The 20,086-nt window shown below is 33.8% G+C and carries 22 protein-coding genes; 14 read left to right on the forward strand and 8 right to left on the reverse strand.

Going from position 1 to position 20,086, the window contains the following annotated elements; genetic code table 11:
* Nucleotide 1: 1 nt before the first annotated feature.
* Genes P178_RS0116545 through P178_RS0116555 form a run of 3 tightly spaced genes read right to left on the reverse strand, consistent with a single transcriptional unit; the run spans nucleotide 2 to nucleotide 1,937 of the window.
* On the reverse strand, nucleotides 2-583 hold the full coding sequence (locus P178_RS0116545; protein WP_027067267.1) for a TIGR00730 family Rossman fold protein: 582 nt from the start codon (nucleotides 581-583) through the stop codon (nucleotides 2-4).
* Nucleotides 580-1,449, reverse strand: a complete 870-nt coding sequence (prmC, locus tag P178_RS0116550; RefSeq protein WP_027067268.1) for a peptide chain release factor N(5)-glutamine methyltransferase — start codon at nucleotides 1,447-1,449, stop codon at nucleotides 580-582. Before prmC ends, P178_RS0116545 begins: the two co-directional genes overlap by 4 nt.
* Nucleotides 1,450-1,451: 2 nt before the next feature.
* On the reverse strand, nucleotides 1,452-1,937 hold the full coding sequence (locus tag P178_RS0116555; protein WP_027067269.1) for a GNAT family N-acetyltransferase: 486 nt from the start codon (nucleotides 1,935-1,937) through the stop codon (nucleotides 1,452-1,454).
* 77 nt (nucleotides 1,938-2,014) lie between these two features.
* On the opposite strand from P178_RS0116555, the gene ribD reads away from it, so the two are divergent.
* Genes ribD through P178_RS0116575 form a run of 4 tightly spaced genes read left to right on the forward strand, consistent with a single transcriptional unit; the run spans nucleotide 2,015 to nucleotide 5,225 of the window.
* Nucleotides 2,015-3,121: a bifunctional diaminohydroxyphosphoribosylaminopyrimidine deaminase/5-amino-6-(5-phosphoribosylamino)uracil reductase RibD gene (gene ribD, locus P178_RS0116560; protein WP_231500560.1), complete on the forward strand. Its 1,107-nt coding sequence runs from the start codon at nucleotides 2,015-2,017 to the stop codon at nucleotides 3,119-3,121.
* Nucleotides 3,114-3,716: an HAD family hydrolase gene (locus P178_RS0116565; protein WP_027067271.1), complete on the forward strand. Its 603-nt coding sequence runs from the start codon at nucleotides 3,114-3,116 to the stop codon at nucleotides 3,714-3,716. Before ribD ends, P178_RS0116565 begins: the two co-directional genes overlap by 8 nt.
* 1 nt (nucleotide 3,717) lies before the next feature.
* Entirely contained in the window at nucleotides 3,718-4,602 is an 885-nt protein-coding gene (locus P178_RS0116570) for a DMT family transporter (protein WP_027067272.1), read from the forward strand.
* Nucleotides 4,603-4,622: 20 nt separating this feature from the next.
* Nucleotides 4,623-5,225, forward strand: coding sequence for an IMPACT family protein (locus P178_RS0116575; protein ID WP_027067273.1), 603 nt, complete (start codon nucleotides 4,623-4,625; stop codon nucleotides 5,223-5,225).
* Between the two features lie 3 nt (nucleotides 5,226-5,228).
* Here P178_RS0116575 and P178_RS0116580 read toward each other — a convergent pair whose 3' ends face one another.
* A complete protein-coding gene (locus tag P178_RS0116580) occupies nucleotides 5,229-5,627 on the reverse strand; it encodes an acyl-CoA thioesterase (RefSeq protein ID WP_027067274.1) in 399 nt (132 codons plus the stop codon).
* Nucleotides 5,628-5,829: 202 nt separating this feature from the next.
* Between P178_RS0116580 and dnaA the strand changes: the two genes are divergently transcribed.
* From dnaA to P178_RS0116595, 3 genes are read left to right on the forward strand one after another with little or no spacing between them, the layout of a single operon-like run.
* The gene (dnaA, locus tag P178_RS0116585) at nucleotides 5,830-7,254 is read left to right on the forward strand and encodes a chromosomal replication initiator protein DnaA (RefSeq protein WP_027067275.1); all 1,425 of its coding nucleotides are present in this window, start codon (nucleotides 5,830-5,832) and stop codon (nucleotides 7,252-7,254) included.
* A gap of 12 nt (nucleotides 7,255-7,266) precedes the next feature.
* Nucleotides 7,267-7,719: a low molecular weight protein-tyrosine-phosphatase gene (locus tag P178_RS0116590; RefSeq protein WP_027067276.1), complete on the forward strand. Its 453-nt coding sequence runs from the start codon at nucleotides 7,267-7,269 to the stop codon at nucleotides 7,717-7,719.
* On the forward strand, nucleotides 7,720-8,442 hold the full coding sequence (locus tag P178_RS0116595; protein ID WP_027067277.1) for an SAM-dependent methyltransferase: 723 nt from the start codon (nucleotides 7,720-7,722) through the stop codon (nucleotides 8,440-8,442).
* Between the two features lie 56 nt (nucleotides 8,443-8,498).
* On the opposite strand, the gene P178_RS0116600 is transcribed toward P178_RS0116595, so the two are convergent.
* From P178_RS0116600 to dapF, 4 genes are all read right to left on the reverse strand, one after another.
* Nucleotides 8,499-9,128: a hypothetical protein gene (locus tag P178_RS0116600; RefSeq protein ID WP_027067278.1), complete on the reverse strand. Its 630-nt coding sequence runs from the start codon at nucleotides 9,126-9,128 to the stop codon at nucleotides 8,499-8,501.
* A 147-nt stretch (nucleotides 9,129-9,275) separates the two neighbouring features.
* Complete coding sequence (mltG, locus tag P178_RS0116605; protein WP_027067279.1) at nucleotides 9,276-10,319, reverse strand: endolytic transglycosylase MltG; 1,044 nt, start codon at nucleotides 10,317-10,319, stop codon at nucleotides 9,276-9,278.
* Nucleotides 10,319-10,843, reverse strand: a complete 525-nt coding sequence (locus P178_RS0116610; protein ID WP_027067280.1) for a GNAT family N-acetyltransferase — start codon at nucleotides 10,841-10,843, stop codon at nucleotides 10,319-10,321. The genes mltG and P178_RS0116610 overlap by 1 nt, the downstream gene beginning before the upstream one ends.
* Nucleotides 10,837-11,613, reverse strand: coding sequence for a diaminopimelate epimerase (dapF, locus tag P178_RS0116615; RefSeq protein ID WP_027067281.1), 777 nt, complete (start codon nucleotides 11,611-11,613; stop codon nucleotides 10,837-10,839). The genes P178_RS0116610 and dapF overlap by 7 nt, the downstream gene beginning before the upstream one ends.
* 128 nt (nucleotides 11,614-11,741) lie before the next feature.
* On the opposite strand from dapF, the gene P178_RS0116620 reads away from it, so the two are divergent.
* From P178_RS0116620 to P178_RS0116650, 7 genes are all read left to right on the forward strand, one after another.
* Nucleotides 11,742-13,136, forward strand: a complete 1,395-nt coding sequence (locus P178_RS0116620) for a S1C family serine protease (protein ID WP_027067282.1) — start codon at nucleotides 11,742-11,744, stop codon at nucleotides 13,134-13,136.
* A gap of 115 nt (nucleotides 13,137-13,251) precedes the next feature.
* Nucleotides 13,252-14,700, forward strand: a complete 1,449-nt coding sequence (locus P178_RS0116625; protein ID WP_027067283.1) for a glyceraldehyde-3-phosphate dehydrogenase — start codon at nucleotides 13,252-13,254, stop codon at nucleotides 14,698-14,700.
* 146 nt (nucleotides 14,701-14,846) lie between these two features.
* Entirely contained in the window at nucleotides 14,847-15,470 is a 624-nt protein-coding gene (locus P178_RS0116630; protein WP_027067284.1) for a hypothetical protein, read from the forward strand.
* A 33-nt stretch (nucleotides 15,471-15,503) separates the two neighbouring features.
* Complete coding sequence (locus P178_RS0116635) at nucleotides 15,504-15,947, forward strand: GNAT family N-acetyltransferase (RefSeq protein WP_027067285.1); 444 nt, start codon at nucleotides 15,504-15,506, stop codon at nucleotides 15,945-15,947.
* 17 nt (nucleotides 15,948-15,964) lie between these two features.
* Nucleotides 15,965-16,639, forward strand: a complete 675-nt coding sequence (gene trmD / locus P178_RS0116640; RefSeq protein ID WP_027067286.1) for a tRNA (guanosine(37)-N1)-methyltransferase TrmD — start codon at nucleotides 15,965-15,967, stop codon at nucleotides 16,637-16,639.
* A gap of 136 nt (nucleotides 16,640-16,775) precedes the next feature.
* Entirely contained in the window at nucleotides 16,776-17,126 is a 351-nt protein-coding gene (gene rplS, locus P178_RS0116645) for a 50S ribosomal protein L19 (RefSeq protein ID WP_027067287.1), read from the forward strand.
* Nucleotides 17,127-17,768: 642 nt separating this feature from the next.
* A complete protein-coding gene (locus tag P178_RS0116650; protein WP_027067288.1) occupies nucleotides 17,769-19,985 on the forward strand; it encodes an NADP-dependent isocitrate dehydrogenase in 2,217 nt (738 codons plus the stop codon).
* Nucleotides 19,986-20,086: the final 101 nt, after the last annotated feature.

Below are 20,086 nucleotides of genomic sequence, written 5' to 3' on the forward strand. Positions count from 1 at the left end.
CTTAAAGCTGCTCTTTATTAATCCATTTTGGTGTTGGTAACGGAGTGTAATTTTCCATTTTCTTTAGTAATGAATCTATATCATCATCTACCAAAATAGTATTTATATGTTCCTGTTTTACAAACCCTTCGTTGACCATATCATGCATCATCTTTAGAAGAGAATCATAAAAGCCGTTTGTATTTAATATTCCTATCGGATATTGATGTAGTCCCAATTGTGACCAGGTCAACATTTCAAAAAATTCTTCTAGAGTTCCAAATCCGCCAGGAAGCATTAGTATGCCGTCGGATAAATCATGCATTTTCAGCTTACGTTCATGCATATTTTGGGTAACTATTAATTCAGTCAACCCCTCATGAACGACTTCTTTCTTTTTTAAAAATATAGGAATTACGCCAATTACTTTTCCGTCATTATCCAAGACACCTTGGGCAACTTTACCCATGATGCCAATTTTGGCTCCACCATACACTAGCTGAATAGTTTTCTTTGCGAAAGTCTCTCCCAATTCATATGCTTTCGATCCATACACAGGATCGACGCCTTCACTACTACCGCAAAATACTACTATACTTTTCATTTTCTTATTCCTTTTATCATGCGGTCATTGCCAAACATATCTTTTCGCAACTCAATAGTCTTAAAATTAGACTTCTCTAATAATTGTTTAGTTTCTTCTCCTAAATACTGATTAATCTCTAAATACAAACAACCATTTTCATTTAAATGATTAGCTGCAAAATTAACCACTGCGCTATAAAACTTTAACGGGTCTTCGTCCGGTACAAAAAGTGCTAAACTAGGCTCATGGTCTATAACATTATTTTGCATTTCTGCTTTTTCTAATTCTCGTACATATGGCGGATTAGAAATAATAATATCAAATTTTTCATCTAACTCTTTTTCTGAGGTTTCCATATCCAAAGACAATATATCTGCTTCGTAAAATTTCACATCTGAATTCAGCAAAGCGTTATTTTCCTCAGCTACTTTTAAAGCATCCTTTGAAATATCTAACCCGAATACTTTTGCATCCGTCAGGTTTTTATCCAAAGAAATAGGAATACAACCACTACCTGTACCCATATCTAAAATGGTCAAGATTTTTGCGGTATTCTTATAATCATCTAAAATCCAACGGACTAATTCTTCAGTTTCTGGTCTTGGTATTAATACATGCTCATTCACCTTAAAATCTAAATCCATAAAGTGGGTAGTTCCAATAATATGCTGAATAGGCTTCTCTAGTTTTAATTCTGATAAGGCTTGGAATATAACAGTTTCCTGTTTTTTATCAATTACCAGCTCTGGCTGAATTGCCAAAATAAAACGTTCTAAATCAAAATAATGTTCAATGAGTAAATAGAAGAAACTATTCACTTCTTCTTTACCGTAGATAGCATCTAATTCTGAATGATATATATATTTGATTTCTCTTAAAAGCACAGTTAGAATGTTTTAAGCATAAAAACGGGACAAGAATAATGACCTGTATCTCCCATTCTGGCATCAATATATTCAAATCCCATTTTCTTATATAATTTTTGAGCAGCCTCCATATTTGGCATGGTCTCTAAATAACAGGCATCAAAACCATATTCTTTGGCACGTTCTAAACATACCGTTATCATTTTGTGACCTACACCTTTACCTCTCGCCTCTTCTAAAAAGTACATTTTCTGAAGCTCACTCACATTACCTTCATAATTGTCTAACTGCGCAACACCAGCGCAACCTAAAATAGAACCATTAGCCTCTGCAACAAAATAAGTTGCCTTAGGTTTCTCATAATGCTCAAACATTTGATCTAATGAGGGATCTTCATAAGCCGTACCTACTTTTGGCACACCTAAGTCTGCCAACACTTGCCGTATAACTTTGGCTACTTGTGGGTTATCTTCCTTTCTAATTTCGCGGATCACGACATTTTCCATATCAATAATGCAATAGGTTTTAAAGTACTATTTTTGAGGTGTGAAGATACGTGATATGCGTATAATGTTAAAGTCTGATGTCCATTAATAATCTAGATACCAACAATTCGATGCCGTTACATTTAGTTTCTCTTTCTACAGATGAAAAATACATGCTTCGTTGTATTCAAGTAGCTAAAAACGGACTTGGAACTACAGCTCCAAACCCTATGGTTGGTGCCGTTATTGTACATAAAGATAGAATTATAGGCGAAGGATTTACCAGTGCATACGGTGGTTCTCACGCTGAGGTTAATGCCATTAACTCGGTCTCTGATATTTCACTTTTAAAATCATCTACCATTTATGTAACCTTAGAACCTTGTTCTCATTATGGTAAAACTCCGCCTTGCGCTGATTTGATTGTTAAGATGGGGATACCTAATGTTGTAATAGGATTAAAAGACCCTCACAAAAAGGTTGCTGGTAATGGAATTAAAAAATTAGAATCGGCAGGTTGCAATGTAAAAGTTGGTATTCTTAAGAATGAATGTAAAGAACACCATAAACGTTTCCTTACTTTTTTTACCAAAAAGCGACCTTATATCATTTTAAAATGGGCAGAAACTGCAGATGGATTTATTGCCCCAGAACCATTAAAACGTGGCGAAGAAAAAAAACCTTTTTGGATTACCAACACTAGATCAAGACAATTAGTTCACAAATGGCGTAGTGATGAACCTGGTATTTTGGTAGGCACTAATACCGTTTTAGCTGATAACCCTCAATTGAATTTAAGGGACTGGGCAGGAAAACCGCCAACCAGAGTGATTATTGATAGAAGCTTGAAAATTTCAGATAATTTTCACGTGCTTGACGGAAAACAAAAAACAATTATTTGCACAGAAATAAAAGACAGCAGTCTCTACAAGAAAGGTGTCGATTATAAAGTATTAGATTTCAAATCTAAATTACCGCAACAAATTTGCGATATGCTGTATACCGAACAGATTCAGAGCATAATTATTGAAGGTGGTTCACAAACTTTAAAAAGCTTTATAGAATCTAATTTATGGGACGAAGCCCGAATTTTTAAAGGAGCTACTAGTTTTTATTCAGGGTTAAAGGCTCCAAAAATTGAAGGGCGAATTAAAAAACAAGTTCAAATTTTAACCGACCAATTAACCATAGTAAGAAATGATTAAAAACATCATATTTGATTTTGGTGATATTTTCATCAATTTAAATAAGCAAGCTCCTTTGTTAGAAATGGCAAAATTCGGGTTCACCGAATTAACTCCAGAATTAGATGGCATTTTCAAGGAATATGAGATGGGCTTAATGGAGTCTGATGAATTTGTTGATAAACTACAAGCTATTTTCACCAATGCTACTAAAGAACAAATTAGAGATGCATGGAACTCTATAATTTTAGATTTTCCTGAAGAGCGACTAACTTTCATCGAGAAATTAAAAAGCGACAAACAATACAGATTATTCTTATTGAGCAATACCAACGACCTACATATAGAAAAAGTAAAAGACGCTATGGGAATGCAACGATTTAATAGGTTTCAAAATTGTTTTGAGGTTTTCTATCTTTCTCAAGAAATGAAAATGCGTAAACCTAATGCTAACATTTACGAAAAAGTTCTAAGCGATAACAAACTAATAGCCGACGAAACATTTTTTGTGGATGACACCAAGGAAAATACTGATAGTGCTTCTAAATTGGGAATACACTGTTGGAACCTTCAAGTAGGCAAAGATGATGTACAAGAAATCTTAAGTCATCTTTAAAATGATGTATTTAGCATTCAGCATCCTTTTTTCTAGTTTAATTTTCGTAGTCTTTAAATTATATGCCAAATATCAGGTTCAAACAATTTACGCCATAATCACTAATTACTTTGTGGCTTGTACCGTAGGTATTCTGTATTATAAAGAACCAATTAACCTAGGTGATATAACCCAGAAAAGTTGGTTTTGGGGAAGTTTAGCCTTAGGATTATTATTTATAGTAATTTTCAACCTAATGGCGGCAACCTCCCAAAAATTAGGAGTATCCGTTGCTTCTGTTGCCACCAAAATGTCACTAACGATTCCCGTATTATTCAGTGTTTTTTTTTATAAAGAAGAACTTTACAAATTAGAAGTTTTTGGAATTGTTTTAGCCCTTTTAGCGGTTTACTTTACATCATTAAAAAAGAATAAAATTAAAGCGGAGAAATGGGCATTTGCCCTTCCGGTACTAGTTTTTCTAGGATCAGGTATAATAGATACTAGTATAAAATACTTTCAAGATGCCCATATGCCCGAAGAAGAATATGCGTTATTTTCGGCAACAGTGTTTGCTTCTGCTGGAATATTTGGATTATTTTTTATTGGGTTTAAATCTACCCAACAGCAACTAAAAGTAAATTTAAAAAATATTATTGGCGGTATTTGCCTTGGAGTACCTAATTATTTCTCCATCTTTTTTTTACTTAAAGCGTTGCAACACCCTACATGGAACAGTGCATCTGTTTTTACGATAAACAATGTAGCAATAGTTATGTTCTCAACTTTATTGGGTATTATATTGTTTAGAGAACGCCTAACGGTTAAAAACTGGTTCGGCATAGGATTAGCTATATTTAGTATTGTTTTAGTAGCATTTGGTCAACGATTAATGACTTACCTGTAAAACAAGCCCAATTAATTTATATGGATACCTATAAAACTATTTCGAAACCATCTGAACCTATTTTGTTCAAAGAACGAAAGAGTAAATTTTATGGATATTGTTTTCCTGTATCCGATGAAGAAACTATTAAAGCACATATTGAAGCATTAAGAAAAGAATACCCTACGGCCAATCATGTTTGTTATGCTTGGCAAATGGGTATTGAAACAAAATCTTATCGTGCAAATGACGATGGCGAACCTAACAATTCTGCAGGTATGCCCATTTATGGTCAATTACAGTCTTTTGATGTCACTAACACATTAGTTGCTGTTGTTCGTGTTTTTGGTGGAACAAAACTAGGTGTAGGCGGTTTAATTAGTGCATATAAAGAGGCTGCAAAGTTAGCTTTAGAAAATGCCAAAATAATAACTAAGGTTTTACAGAAACAAGTGTCGGTAATTTTTGAATACTCAGAAATGGATATTGTAATGCGATTAGTAAAAAAACACCAACTGAACATTATATCACAAGATTTACATTTAAAATGTAAAATGGTTTTATCCGTGAACAAAAGTGATTTCAAAAAAACAGTAAAACTTTTAAAAGCACATCACAAATTAGAAACAAAGGAAATTGACTAGTTTCTAATACTTCAATTTATCCAATAACACCTGTGGACATTTGGTAGGTCTTTTTCGTTTCATATCCATAAAAACCAAAACAGTATTTGCTGTAGCCAATAATTCTCCTGCTTCGTTTATTATTTCATAATCAAATTCAATTCGTACAGCAGGTTTTTTATTCAATATAACCTTAACCGTTATCAAATCATCATACAAAGCCGGCTTTAAAAAATTGATCGATAAACTTATTACCGGAAGCATTATACCTCCTTCTTCCATGCTTTTGTAAGAAATTCCTAACGACCTTAACCATTCAACTCTTGCTAATTCTAGATATTGAGCATAATTGCCATGATAGACAACGCCCATCTGGTCTGTTTCACTGTATCTTATTCGAAAAGAAATTTCGTTTGTTCGCATTTATTTAAAGTAAAAAGTATATATTTAAAAGCTCCCCTATTGAGTAAACGAACATGAGAAAAAAAAAGGTTAAATTCAATGACAATCGATTTTTTTTTTCAATAATTTGTTCACATATTTGCCCAAGTTGAACGAGAACCTATGTTGATTTAATTTAATCACCTATAGCTCAACGCTAACCATTAAAAGTGTAAAATTTATTATGAGTGTTACTGCAAATTCCGTATGGAAAAACTGTTTGGTGTTTATTAAGGATAATATCCAACCGCAGGCATTCAAAACATGGTTTGAACCTATCAAGCCTGTTAAGCTATCTGAAAACGCATTAAGTATTCAAGTTCCAAGTAAATTCTTTTACGAGTGGCTAGAAGAACATTATGTTAAACTTTTAAAAGTAGCTCTTACCAAAGAATTAGGAGAAACAGCAAAATTGGTATACATCATTCGTATGGAGAATACCTACGGAAACAAAGAACCTTTTACTGAAAAGATTCCTAGTTCTAACAGAGGTGCAATGGCAGCTCAGGAAATGGATGTTCCAATTAAGTCTAAAAACCCAGAATTACGTAATCCTTTTGTAATTCCAGGGATAAGAAATATAAAAATAGAATCGCAATTAAACCCTAATTACAATTTTGATAATTTCCTAGAGGGTGATTCTAACCGTTTAGCAAGATCTGCAGGTATGGCAGTTGCCAACAAACCAGGTGGCACCTCATTTAATCCGCTTTTAGTTTTTGGAGGTGTTGGTCTTGGAAAAACACACTTAGCACACGCTATTGGTGTTGAAATAAAAGATAAATACCCAGAACGTACCGTTTTATATATTTCTGCTGAGAAATTTACGCAACAGTACATAGAATCGGTAAAGAAAAATACTAGAAATGATTTTATCCATTTCTATCAGTTAATAGATGTTTTGATTATTGACGATGTTCAATTCTTATCTGGGAAATCTGGTACACAAGATGTGTTCTTCCATATTTTCAATCACTTACATCAAAATGGAAAACAAGTAATACTTACTTCAGACAAAGCTCCTGTAGATATGCAGGATATTGAACAACGTTTACTTTCTCGTTTTAAATGGGGATTATCTGCAGAATTGCAAAGTCCAGATTACGAAACAAGAATCTCTATCTTAAAGAATAAATTATATAGAGACGGTGTTGAAATACCTGAAGACATTATTGAGTATGTTGCAAAGCATATTAAGTCAAACATAAGAGAACTAGAAGGTGCCATTATTTCTTTAATTGCACAATCTACTTTAAACAAGAGAGAAGTAACTATAGAACTTGCACAGCAAGTTGTTGAAAAATTCGTTAAGAATACTAAACGAGAAGTTTCAATTGATTACATACAAAAAGTAGTTTCTGATTACTTTGAAATGGATGTTGCCACTTTACAGTCAAAAACTAGAAAAAGGCATATTGTACAAGCAAGACAGCTAGCTATGTTTTTCGCTAAAAAGTTTACTAAGGCATCGTTAGCCAGTATAGGTTCTCAAATTGGAAAAAGAGATCACGCTACCGTTTTACATGCTTGTAAAACCGTAGATAACTTAGCAGAGACAGATAAACAATTTCGTAAGTATATCGACGACTTAACAAAGAAATTCTCTTAAAATTTACTTTACATGAAGGTGTTAATGGTTTGCCTAGGTAATATTTGCAGGTCGCCATTGGCAGAAGGCATTCTTAAAAGTAAAGTTGATGCTACAAATATTTACGTTGACTCCGCAGGAACTGCCGGATACCATGTAGGTAATGCACCAGACCCAAGATCCATTAAGGTTGCTCATGAACACGGTATAGATATTAGCTCTCAGGTATGCAGAAAATTTACAGTTTCAGATTTTGATACTTTTGACTTAATCTATGCCATGGACAAAAGCAATTATGGTAATATAATTCATTTAGCCAGAAGAAAAGAAGATGCCGAGAAAGTCAAACTACTTTTAAGTGAATTGAACACTGAACATATTGAAGTTCCAGACCCATACTATGACGCTGAAGACGGATTTGAACAAGCATTTCAAATGATAGACAAAGCTTGTAACATTATTGCCGCAAGATTAGAAAGTAAATAAATGAGCACACAAAACGGTAAAATAGGTAAAGTTTATTTGATACCTTCTACATTGGGCGATATGCCTCCTTTAGAAGTTTTACCAATTTCAATTAAACAAACCATAGAAAGGTTAGACCACTATGTGGTAGAAAACGAAAAGACTGCTCGACATTTTATAAAAAAAATTAGCCCTAGAAAATCTCAACCCAGTTTAAAACTACTCGTTTTAAACAAATTTACGGAACCTGAAGAAATTCCTAGTTTTTTAAACCCATGCTTAGAAGGCTTTGATGTTGGTATCCTTTCAGAAGCAGGTTGCCCCGGTATTGCCGATCCAGGTGCTGCTGTCGTAAAGATTGCCCACGATAAAAATATTCAGGTAATTCCTTTGGTTGGGCCATCCTCTATTTTATTGGCATTAATGGCAAGTGGCATGAACGGTCAAAATTTTGCATTCAACGGCTATTTACCTATTGAAGGTACTGAGCGCAAAAAGTACATTAAAAACTTAGAACGCAAATCTAAAGAAGAAAAACAGTCGCAGGTGTTTATAGAAACCCCTTACCGAAACAATAAAATGCTAGAAGAACTAATTAAAACTTTAGCTCCTAGTACTAGGGTATGTGTTGCCGCTGATATAACCTTACCAACAGAATATATTAAAACCAAGACTGCCATTAATTGGAAAAGGGAAAACGTAGATTTACATAAAAGACCTGCAATTTTTATAATTCAAGCATAAAAAAAACCTTGACAATTAAATGTCAAGGTTCCTCTTTTTCATATCCACTTAAACTTTTATATTCTTGGGTTGCGTTTAGCTTCAATCATTGAAACATCATAACCCGAAAACTTTTTCATATAATTAGAGATACTTGTACCGTATCCGTCGCTGATTTCCATACGACCATGTGATCTTAAATATAACTTTACGTTACCTGGCCCTGCTAAATGAGCTGCTGCCAAAATACCAGATTCTGTAACTTCCACTCCATTCATATATACACCAACGAAGCGTTTAATATCTCGTCTTAAAATCCATTTGTTACGAGAGGTATTTACAAGAAAAACTTTTTCCTGCAATACAGGATTGTTCAAAAACTGATTTCCGTTATAAACACCGACCAATTCTAACGTACCTAATCCAAATTGATATTTACCTAAATACCCAAAAGTGTTAGTTACAAAATAATTGCCTTGAGACTCTTTAAAAGCTAATGCTTCTTTAAAGCCTATAAATTGACTACCTAAAAATGGTGGTGCAATTTGATAATTTGATAATAGAGCTTCGTCTTGAGGAAACGAAACTAAAGTAGGTTCTTTTACTCTTAGCTGCTCAGGCACTTCAACCTTAAAAGGTTTAAATCCATAACCAGATAAAATAAACATCACAATAAGAGGACAACTTGCTAATATCCATCTTTTCATACTTTTTATTTCTTAAGACTTACGGCGACTACTTTTTGCTTGCTTAAATTTCTGCGGCAAAGGTAGAACGGAAATAATAAGAGTTTAAAAAGGTTCTGTTAAAAGAATCTAGATTTAGTTAACAAGTTCTAAAACTCGGTTAAAAGCTTACCTATTGATTTTCTGAGCATTAATCCATCGGATGTACTGCTCTTTATTTCGGTTATGTTGCGTTAAATTCTCTGCAAACATGTGATATCCGAACTTTTCGACATTTGCAACGAAGTAATAATAGTTATGTTTTTTAGGATTTAAAACAGCATCGATGGCCGTAATATCTGGCATTGCAATTGGTCCAGGAGGCAAACCAGCATACTTATAAGTATTATATGGCGAATCCATCTCCAAATCTCTATACAAGACTCTTTTAATGATAGTATCGTAATTACCGGTTTCTTTCTTAATAGCATAAATAACAGTTGGATCTGCCTGTAACAACATACCCTTTCTTAATCTATTAAGATAAACCCCTGCAACGGTTGGTCTTTCATCTACTTTTGCGGTTTCTTTATGGACTATAGATGCTAAAGCAATAACTTCATTAGGCTTTAAACCCAATGCACTAGCTTTTTCTTTACGGGTATCTGTCCAAAAACGATTATACTCCTTTAACATTCTACCCCTAAAACCTTCTGCTGAAGTATTCCAGAAAAACTCATAACTGTTAGGAATGTATAGTGAAATTTTATTATCATCATCAAAGCCGTTGGCTTTCAAAAACTCTTTATCATCAAACGCTGCAACCAAGGCAACACTATCGGCTTCAATTTGACTAGCAATTCTACCAGCTAGATCATTTATACTTTCCTGATTATTAAAAGATACTTTTACAGGTAAATTTCCACTTCGCAATGAGTTTACTATCTCATTGTTATTCATCCCTTTAGTTATCTTATATCTACCAGGTTTTATATTACTTAAATACCCTTTTCTATCTGCTGCAGATTTAAACGAACTGAAGTCATCTAATAAAGGTGCAAGACGTTCTTCCAAATCACTTACGGATGCATTGCTTGGAATAAAAACTATAGCTTCGTCATTATTAAAATTTGTATTTGGGGTAAAGAAAGTTCCAAATACTATGTAGGCAAAAATTCCGCCCCCAATTAAACCTACGAGCGCAATACCCAATAAAATACGTTTGATGTACATTAGTTATTTATTTTTTGCAATAATAATTCATTCTTAAAGGTATTCTTAAATCGCACCCAATCTTTCTTAATTCCCACGGTTACAAAATTTAGTTTTTTGAACAAGTGTAGACTTGGAGCATTTTCCTCTAGTATATTAGCATATACCTGTTTTAGCCCTAAAACGTCAAACAAATAATCACACAACAAAATTATTGCCTCTGCCCCTATTCCTTTATTTCTTTGATTCTCATCTAAAACAATAATACCAATCCCGGCACGTCTATGATTTGGATCAAAATCAAATACATCAATTAGACCAACGGATTTATGCTCATTTGTACATATTACCAATCTTAACTGCTTTACATCATAAATATCTCGATGGGCATTATCTAAATAAAGTTGCAAAACATCTTTTGAGAACGGAGTAATGGTTCCACTTACCTCCCAGACTTCGGTATTATTCTCTAGTTCGTACAGAAAATTAAGGTCCTTTTGCTCCAAAGCCCTTAGATAAATCTGTTTTCCTTTTAATTTTACCACGTTAATTCTCCTTTAAATACTTGTTTTGCTTCGCCCTTTAAATAAATATCATAGTACAATCCATTATTTTCTTTAAATGAAACCTCTAAATTACCTCCTAGCGCATTTATAGGTATTGTTTTTTCCTTTGTATTTCCCAAATGGTACATCCCTATTGCAACAGCTGTTACCCCTGTACCACATGATAATGTTTCATCTTCCACACCACGCTCGTAAGTTCTTATATCAAAACCACCAGAAGCATTGGGTTCCACAAAATTAATATTACTACCCTTCTCTCCATAAATGCCATAACGCATACGCGCTCCTTCTTTTGCAACATCAAATGATTTTAATTCGTTGACCATTTGAACGTGGTGCGGGGATCCTGTATTCATATATAGGGCATTTGTCTTTTCTTTCACCTCGTTAACATCCATCATTTTAAGGCTAACAACATTATTATCGATTGTTGCCTCATGCAAGCCGTCTACAGCAATAAAAACAGTTTTCCTACCAATGACATTCAGAAAATGAGCGAAAGCGACAATACATCTACCACCATTACCACACATACTACCTTCATTACCATCGGCATTAAAATAAACCATTCTAAAATCGGTTTCCGCATCATTCTCCAACAAAATAAGTCCGTCTGCACCTATTCCAAATCTTCTATGGCAAACCTTAGCTATTAAAGCACTATCTTCTTTCGGAAACAGTCCTTTGCGATTATCAATCATCACAAAATCATTTCCCGTACCTTGGTATTTATAAAATATATTTTCCATGCTAGTATAATAGCTTCAAAGATAGCACATAATTACGTTTTGCTTGGTAGTTAAAAAGTAGTTAAACGCTTATTATATAACATAAAAACAAGTAATTTTGTGCAGAATACGTTAAAACTTTAATGAATATGAAAAGAATAGCAAGTCTCCTATTTGTATCCGTTTTTGCAGGTGCGATTACATTGGGTGCCTACAAACTATTTTTCGAAAAGGAAAATTTTACAATTATCACCCAAGATAGTAACAATGGTTTTGTAAATGCTAGTTACACCCCCACTTCCGCAAGAGGAGCAGGTATCAATGAAGTTGATTTTACTTCTGCAGCCGAAAACACGGTAAATGCAGTGGTACACGTTAAGAACATTACCATAAGTAAAGCTCCTGCCAATATATTCGATATTTTTTACGGAAATGGTGGTGGTAGATCCGTACCGCAAGTAGGTACTGGATCAGGTGTTATTATTTCATCAGACGGTTATATTGTAACAAATAACCATGTTATCAATAAAGCAAATCAGTTACAGGTAACACTAAATAACAATAGAACATATAATGCAGAACTAATTGGGACCGATCCTAATTCTGACATTGCGTTAATTAAAATAGATCCGGAAGAAAAATTACCTTATTTAGCTTTTGGTGATTCGGATCATACAAAAATTGGAGAATGGGTATTGGCCGTAGGCAATCCATTTAATTTAACCTCTACGGTTACTGCCGGTATCGTAAGTGCTAAAGCACGTAACTTAGGAAAGAATCAATCTTTTATACAAACAGATGCCGCCGTAAATCCTGGCAACTCTGGCGGTGCTTTAGTAAATACTAATGGTGATCTTGTCGGTATCAATACCGCTATCACCTCCCAAACAGGTTCTTATGTAGGCTATTCTTTTGCGGTACCTAGTAATATTGCCAAGAAAGTTGTTCAGGATATTTTAGAATATGGTAATGTTCAAAAAGGTTTTATGGGAATTAGCCCGGCGCCAATAAACACAAGAGATGCTATTGAAAGAGGCATAAATAATATTGACGGTGTATATATAGAACTTGTTGAAGAGGAATCTGCAGCGCAAGAAGCCGGAATTATTGTAGGCGATATCATTAAGAAGGTGGATGAAATTGATGTACATAAATATCCTGATTTAACCGGATATCTATCAACCAAGAGACCTGGAGATACTTTGCAATTTCTTATCAATAGAAAAGATGAAGAATTAATTTTACCATTGACACTTAAAGAAAGACAAACTTTGGTTGTCCCAGAAATGGGTCTTGAGGTAAAAAACCTTACAGAGCATGACAAAAAGGTGTATAAAACAAAAACTGGCGTAAAAATTATAGGGGTACCTGAAAGATATAGAGGCTATGGTTTATCTGAAAAAGTAATCGTTAAAATTGACGATAACGAAATTGGGAATATCGATGATGCCTATAATGCTTTTGGCGGAATATCTAAATACGGCAAAACAGTTATTACAATGCTAGGTTCAAATGGTGAACGAGACCGACTTATCTTTCAATAAAAATTCAATATAAAATACAGCCTTCGCAAAAACGAAGGCTTTTTTTTGAAAAATATTTATTTAAAGTACTTAATTTTTCTAGTTTTGTGCGAATTATAAAATCAATCAACTAATTATGGCTCCACAGACCACATTTGAAAAAGAGCTCGCATTTCAAGCTGATCGTAGAAAAGCTACGACTGAATTCATTAAAATCGTAAGCGATTTATGGTATGATAAATCCATTGAAATTGTTCTTTTTAAAAATCAGGTTATTGACAAAAATGTAAGCGATATTATTCACTTGCATGAGTATGCTGGCGAATTTGTTCAAAAACCGATATCTATTTTTGATTCGGTAGAAATACTTCGCTCTATTTCTGATATGGTTTTACCTCCTTCTAAATTAGATATCGGTAAATTAACCTATGAATACCACTCGGATAATAATATATTAAACAATGTAAATTCTTTTGTGATTGACAAATTACAATCTGCTCAAGATTTTAAGAATATTGAGCCAAAAGATGTAGTGTTATATGGCTTTGGACGTATTGGAAGATTAGTTGCCCGTGAGTTAATGTCCAAAACCGGAAAAGGAAATCAATTACGTTTAAGAGCTATCGTTGTAAGAGGCAAGCCTAGTATTGAAAATCTTGAAAAAAGAGCCAGTCTACTTAGAACTGATTCTGTTCATGGGATTTTCAACGGTACTGTTAAAGTTGATTATGCCAACCTTAAACTGATAATCAATGGTACTACAGTTCATGTTATTTATGCTAACATGCCAGAGGAAATTGATTATACCGAATACGGTATTAAAGATGCTTTGGTTATCGACAACACTGGCGCATTTAGAAATAAAGAACAATTAGAAAGACATTTACAAGCAAAAGGTGCTTTAAAAGTACTATTGACAGCGCCTGGCAAAGAAGTAGCTAATATTGTTCACGGAGTCAATCATTTAGAATATAATCCAGACGATACTGCTATTTTCTCAGCGGCTTCTTGTACTACAAACGCTATCACCCCTATTTTAAAAGCCATAGAAGAAACATTGGGAATAGAAAAGGGACACCTAGAAACTATACATGCATATACCAATGATCAAAATTTGGTTGATAATATGCATGGTAAATACAGAAGGGGTCGTGCTGCAGCACTTAACATGGTAATAACCGAAACTGGCGCAGGGCAAGCGGTAACCAAAGCATTACCTTCATTAGACGGCAAATTGACGTCTAATGCCATTCGGGTTCCTGTACCTAACGGTTCATTAGCTATCTTAAACTTAGATGTAAGTCAAAAAACATCTCTAGAAGGCGTAAATTCTATGATTAAGAAATACGCATTAGAAGGTGATTTAGTAGAGCAAATTAAATACTCGCTAGATAAAGAATTGGTTTCATCAGATATTATTGGGACTTCTGCCCCTTCAATTTATGATAGTATGGCTACCATTGTATCAAGTACAGGTAAAAACATTATCCTTTATATATGGTATGATAACGAATATGGCTATTCTCATCAAGTAATTCGTTTAGCTAAATATATAGCCAAAGTGCGTCGATTTACCTATTATTAAAAATTTAAAGGCAAGACATCTATTTTTGGAATAGTTACGTAGTTAAATAAACGCGTTTATGCTTTGTACTTTTTTTTTATAATTCGACAATTATAAAGTACTTTAGTCAACTCTAAATTATTCAAATTAACCTAAGGATCTATTACATGAAATTCTATAGAATACTATTACTGCTCGCATTTCTTTTAGCAAGTAACGTACAATTTGCGCAAGACACTGAAGAAGAGGACGATAAACTGTCTTTAGACGAAGGTCCTATCAGTAATCAATTTGATTATATCGCAAAGCGTTCTGGGAATTACAGAGCAGACGGCATTAGGTATGAAGTTGTTAAAGAAACCAATCTTTTTAAGATTCGTAAGAATGTATTGGATTCTATAGCGGCTATGAATAAAAAAACGGGTGAGCTTAAAGCAACTATAGCAGAGCACGAGACTACCATTACGTCACTAAATAAAAAATTAGAAGAAACTACTACTAACTTAAGCGCTGTTACCGAAGAAAAAGATAGCATGTCTTTTATAGGGATTCCTGTTTCTAAAGGAACATATAATTTTATTCTTTGGACCATCATTGGTGGATTGTTCTTAACACTTGGTTTGTTTATTTACAGATTTAGAAATAGTAATATTTTAACTCAAGAAGCAAAACAAAATCTTTCTGAACTTGAAGTAGAATATGAAGACCATAGAAGAAGAGCTTTAGAGCGAGAGCAAAAAATTAGTAGGCAACTACAAGATGAGATAAATAAACAGAAGAAATCTAAATAATTAAAAGCTCCTTAAAAGGAGCTTTTTTTTGATATGAAAACTATACAAAGAATTACAGCATCTCAGATTGAAGACATTGCCCCACTATTTGATGGTTATAGAGTCTTTTATAAAATGGAATCTAATATTGATGCCGCTACAAAGTTCTTGAAAGAAAGAATCAGTGCTAATGAATCTATCATATTCGCGGCATACGAAGGTGACATTGCTATTGGCTTCGTACAACTGTATTTTACATTTTCTTCAGTAAGCCTAGAAAAGTCACTTATACTAAATGATCTATTTGTGGACCCTAATTACAGAGGTCATTCAACGGGTCAACTATTACTAGTAAAAGCACAAGAATTTTGCAGAAACAATGCTTATAAAGGACTCGCTTTAGAAACCGCAATTGATAATCCTGCACAAAAATTATATGAGAAGCTAGGATGGACCAAAGATTACCACTGTTTTCATTACTTTTGGCAGGTTAAATGATGATGCAAAATCAAAAGATGCGAATAGATATTATTACTGTATTACCGGAATTACTTACGAGCCCCTTTGACGCCTCTATTCTAAAGAGAGCAATAGAAAAAGGTTTGGTTGAAGTCCATTTTCACAATCTTAGAGATTATACAGATACAAAGTACCGCAATGTAGATGATTACCAGTTTGGTGGTGGCGCTGGTATGGTACTAATGATTGAGCCTATAGATAAGTGTATTACAGAACTAAAGTCTCAACGTACGTATGATGAAGTTATCTATATGACTCCTGATGGTACAACATTAAATCAAAAAATGTCTAACAGCCTTTCTATGGTTGAAAACATCATCATTCTTTGCGGACACTATAAAGGTGTTGACCAAAGAGTACGAGATGCTTTTATCACCAAAGAAATATCTATTGGAGATTACGTGCTTTCTGGAGGTGAATTAGGCGCCGCAGTGCTTTGTGATTCTATAATAAGATTGCTACCAGGTGTGTTAAACGATGAGACTTCTGCTTTAACCGACACTTTTCAAGACGGACTTTTAGCGCCTCCTGTTTACACAAGACCTGCGGAATATAAAGGTATGAATGTGCCAGATATTTTACTTAGCGGAAATTTTGGGAAAATAGAAGAATGGCGAGAAAATAAGGCTTTTGAGCGCACAGAAAAACTTAGACCAGACCTTCTAGAGTAACAGGAAATAAGAAATAAATAAAAAGCATATAAATACTTGTATGTTTTAATTTAAATATTAATTTTGCAGCCTGTTAGAATAACCTCTGACGATAATCGTGAATGTTGCTCTAATTTAATTCCTATTTAACTATACAATGGAATCATTAATAAAATTTGTACAAGACGAATTCGTAACTAAAAAAGAATTCCCAAAGTTTTCTTCAGGTGACACAATTACTGTGTACTACGAAATTAAAGAAGGTGAGAAAACTAGAACACAGTTCTTTAAAGGTGTTGTAATACAACGTAGAGGATCTGGTTCAACAGAAACTTTTACTATTCGTAAAATGTCTGGAACAGTTGGTGTTGAGCGTATCTTCCCAATTAACTTACCTGCACTTCAAAAAATTGAAGTTAACAAACGTGGTAAAGTACGTAGATCTAGAATTTACTACTTCCGTGAATTAACTGGTAAGAAAGCTAGAATTAAGGAAATAAGAGGATAATTTATTCCTCATTATAATATAAAGCACCGCTTCAAATTGAAGCGGTGCTTTTTTTATGAACAATAGTGAACAACTCATGTTTATAACATGTTGATTAATAATTATTTACAATTTTTACATTCGAATTGTTTTTTTTCGTAAATTAGAGTGTGATTAAGAAATAGTACTGACGAAAAATCCATTTCAATATCACTACGAAGTTTACGTTCTTTCGTATTGTTGTTTGACCTACACGTTTAATATTAATTAAATGAGGTAAATTATAAACTTATAAGCTGTCGCTTACAAAGTGTAAAATTAATTGAATCTTAAAAAAACTATATACTAGGTTTTTAATTTTCAATGAAGGCAACAAAAAAGAAATGAAGAGTAGATGTTGGATTACGTATCTGAGAATCGAAAAACATTTTAAACGTTGAATTAGCGAAGCGGATGCAATCAAGGGTTGCCGTTTTAATGAAATATTAAAACAAACTGTCCGCAGACTTTTTCTAAAAAGCCATATCATTGTATGCGTACATTGATATGGCTTTTGTTATTTAACAAATCTTCTTCCTTAACCTTAAATATTAAGACACCTCCTCCCTTTTAAGCTTTTAGAAAATCGTATATTTGTTCCGCTTAAATTAAAACAAACCGCAAATGTCCAAAATTTTTTATACCAAAACAGACGAAGCGCCTGCATTGGCAACTGAGTCTTTTTTACCTATTGTAAAAGCTTTTACAAAATCATCAGGAATTGAAATTGAAACTAAAGATATTTCCTTAGCTGGTAGAATAGCCGCTACGTTTCCCGAGTTTTTGACAAAAGAGCAACAGGTGTCCAATGATTTGGAAGAATTGGGCAATATGGCAAAACAGCCAGAAGCAAACATTATTAAATTACCAAATATTAGCGCTTCAATTCCACAATTAAACGAAGCTATAAAAGAATTGCAGTCTAAAGGTTACAAATTACCTAACTATCCAGACGAGCCTAAGAATGACGAAGAGAAGGAAATAAAGGCAAAGTACGACAAGATAAAAGGTAGTGCAGTAAATCCGGTGTTACGTGAAGGTAACTCTGACCGTAGAGCTCCTAGAGCTGTAAAAAATTACGCAAAACAGAATCCGCACAGTATGGGCGCTTGGAGCTCCGACTCCAAAACACATGTTGCAACAATGGGCGATGGTGATTTTCAGGCAAATGAAAAATCATTGACCTTAAATGATGCTACTTCTATACAGATTAAATTAGTTTCAGATGGTTCTGAAACTATACTGAAAGACAAGTTAAGCCTTCTTAAAGGTGAAATTATTGATGCTACCGTCTTGAATAAAACGGCATTACTTGACTTTATAAAGAAGGAGATTAAAGATGCTAAAGATAAGGGTGTTCTTTTCTCCGTGCATTTGAAAGCTACAATGATGAAAGTTTCTGATCCAATTATTTTTGGACATTTTGTAGAAACATTCCTTAAACCTGTATTTGTTAAGTACGCAGATACTTTTGATAAATTAGGCATTAGTCCTAATGATGGATTAGCAAGTCTTTACCAGAAAATTGAAAAGCTTTCTGCTAGTGAAAAAGATGCAATTACTAAAGATTTAGATGAAGCATTAGCTAACGGACCAGATTTGGCCATGGTAAATTCTGATAAAGGAATTACCAACCTTCATGTACCAAGTGATATTATTATTGATGCTTCCATGCCTGCAATGATTAGAAATTCAGGTAAAATGTGGAATGCGCAAGGCAAAGCTCAAGATACAAAAGCTGTTATTCCTGATAGTAGTTACGCTGGTATATATAGTGCCACCATAGATTTTTGTAAAAAGAATGGTGCATTTGACCCAACCACGATGGGTACCGTTCCCAATGTTGGATTAATGGCTCAAAAAGCTGAGGAATATGGTTCTCACGACAAGACATTTGAAATTAAACAAAACGGAACCGTTCAAGTTGTTGATTTAGAAACTGGAAAAGTTTTAATTGAGCATACTGTAAGTGAAGGTGATATTTGGCGTATGTGCCAAGTAAAAGATGCTCCTATTCAAGACTGGGTAAAACTGGCTGTTTCAAGAGCAAAAGCTACAAATGACCCTACAATTTTTTGGTTAGATGAAAATAGAGCTCATGATGTAGAACTTATTAAAAAAGTAAAGACATATTTAGCTCAAGAAGACACTAAAGGTTTAGACATTCAAATCATGTCTCCCATCAAAGCTACAGAATTCACATTAAAAAGAATGAAAGCTGGTAAGGATACAATATCTGTTTCAGGTAACGTATTACGTGATTACTTAACTGATCTATTCCCAATTTTAGAAGTTGGTACAAGTGCAAAAATGCTTTCGATTGTTCCTTTGATGAACGGTGGCGGACTTTTTGAAACTGGTGCTGGTGGTTCTGCCCCTAAACATGTAGAACAATTTTTAGAAGAAGGACATCTTAGATGGGATTCTTTAGGTGAATTTTTAGCACTAGGAGTTTCTTTGGAATTCTATGGTGAGAAAAATTCAAATGCTGCCGCAAAAGTATTAGGTGATACTTTAGACAGTGCAACTGAGAAATTTTTATTAAATGATAAGTCTCCTTCTAGAAAAGTAAAAGAAATTGACACTAGAGGTAGTCATTTCTTCCTTGCTAAATATTGGGCAGAAGCTTTGGCATTACAAGATGACAACAATGACTTAAAGTCGATATTCTCAAAAGTAAGCACAGAGATAAATGAAAAAGAATCTCAAATTCTTGCAGAATTAATTGACGCGCAAGGTTCTAAACAAGATATAGGTGGTTATTATAAACCAGATCCTATTTTAGTTGAAAAAGCGATGAGACCAAGTACAACTTTAAATAGCATTTTAAAATCTATATAATTGTGTAAATGCATATTATAAATACCCTCAACTTTCGTTGAGGGTATTTTTTTTTACAGAAAATAAGTTTTAGGAGCGTCCCCTATTTCTAAGTATTTTTA

This window comes from Maribacter sp. Hel_I_7, assembly GCF_000688315.1.
Taxonomy (GTDB): Bacteria; Bacteroidota; Bacteroidia; order Flavobacteriales; family Flavobacteriaceae; genus Maribacter; species Maribacter stanieri.

Bases quoted from the DNA above. Each gene is read 5' to 3' on its own strand.
- mltG (WP_027067279.1), bottom strand. From the start codon at position 10,319: ATGTACATCAAACGTATTTTATTGGGTATTGCGCTCGTAGGTTTAATT.
- trmD (WP_027067286.1), top strand. From the start codon at position 15,965: ATGCGAATAGATATTATTACTGTATTACCGGAATTACTTACGAGCCCC.
- P178_RS0116565 (WP_027067271.1), top strand. From the start codon at position 3,114: ATGATTAAAAACATCATATTTGATTTTGGTGATATTTTCATCAATTTA.
- P178_RS0116620 (WP_027067282.1), top strand. From the start codon at position 11,742: ATGAAAAGAATAGCAAGTCTCCTATTTGTATCCGTTTTTGCAGGTGCG.
- P178_RS0116595 (WP_027067277.1), top strand. From the start codon at position 7,720: ATGAGCACACAAAACGGTAAAATAGGTAAAGTTTATTTGATACCTTCT.
- P178_RS0116580 (WP_027067274.1), bottom strand. From the start codon at position 5,627: ATGCGAACAAACGAAATTTCTTTTCGAATAAGATACAGTGAAACAGAC.
- dapF (WP_027067281.1), bottom strand. From the start codon at position 11,613: ATGGAAAATATATTTTATAAATACCAAGGTACGGGAAATGATTTTGTG.
- P178_RS0116570 (WP_027067272.1), top strand. From the start codon at position 3,718: ATGATGTATTTAGCATTCAGCATCCTTTTTTCTAGTTTAATTTTCGTA.
- rplS (WP_027067287.1), top strand. From the start codon at position 16,776: ATGGAATCATTAATAAAATTTGTACAAGACGAATTCGTAACTAAAAAA.
- ribD (WP_231500560.1), top strand. From the start codon at position 2,015: ATGTCCATTAATAATCTAGATACCAACAATTCGATGCCGTTACATTTA.
- P178_RS0116630 (WP_027067284.1), top strand. From the start codon at position 14,847: ATGAAATTCTATAGAATACTATTACTGCTCGCATTTCTTTTAGCAAGT.
- P178_RS0116575 (WP_027067273.1), top strand. From the start codon at position 4,623: ATGGATACCTATAAAACTATTTCGAAACCATCTGAACCTATTTTGTTC.
- P178_RS0116635 (WP_027067285.1), top strand. From the start codon at position 15,504: ATGAAAACTATACAAAGAATTACAGCATCTCAGATTGAAGACATTGCC.
- P178_RS0116600 (WP_027067278.1), bottom strand. From the start codon at position 9,128: ATGAAAAGATGGATATTAGCAAGTTGTCCTCTTATTGTGATGTTTATT.
- P178_RS0116625 (WP_027067283.1), top strand. From the start codon at position 13,252: ATGGCTCCACAGACCACATTTGAAAAAGAGCTCGCATTTCAAGCTGAT.
- P178_RS0116650 (WP_027067288.1), top strand. From the start codon at position 17,769: ATGTCCAAAATTTTTTATACCAAAACAGACGAAGCGCCTGCATTGGCA.
- dnaA (WP_027067275.1), top strand. From the start codon at position 5,830: ATGAGTGTTACTGCAAATTCCGTATGGAAAAACTGTTTGGTGTTTATT.
- P178_RS0116555 (WP_027067269.1), bottom strand. From the start codon at position 1,937: ATGGAAAATGTCGTGATCCGCGAAATTAGAAAGGAAGATAACCCACAA.
- P178_RS0116590 (WP_027067276.1), top strand. From the start codon at position 7,267: ATGAAGGTGTTAATGGTTTGCCTAGGTAATATTTGCAGGTCGCCATTG.
- P178_RS0116545 (WP_027067267.1), bottom strand. From the start codon at position 583: ATGAAAAGTATAGTAGTATTTTGCGGTAGTAGTGAAGGCGTCGATCCT.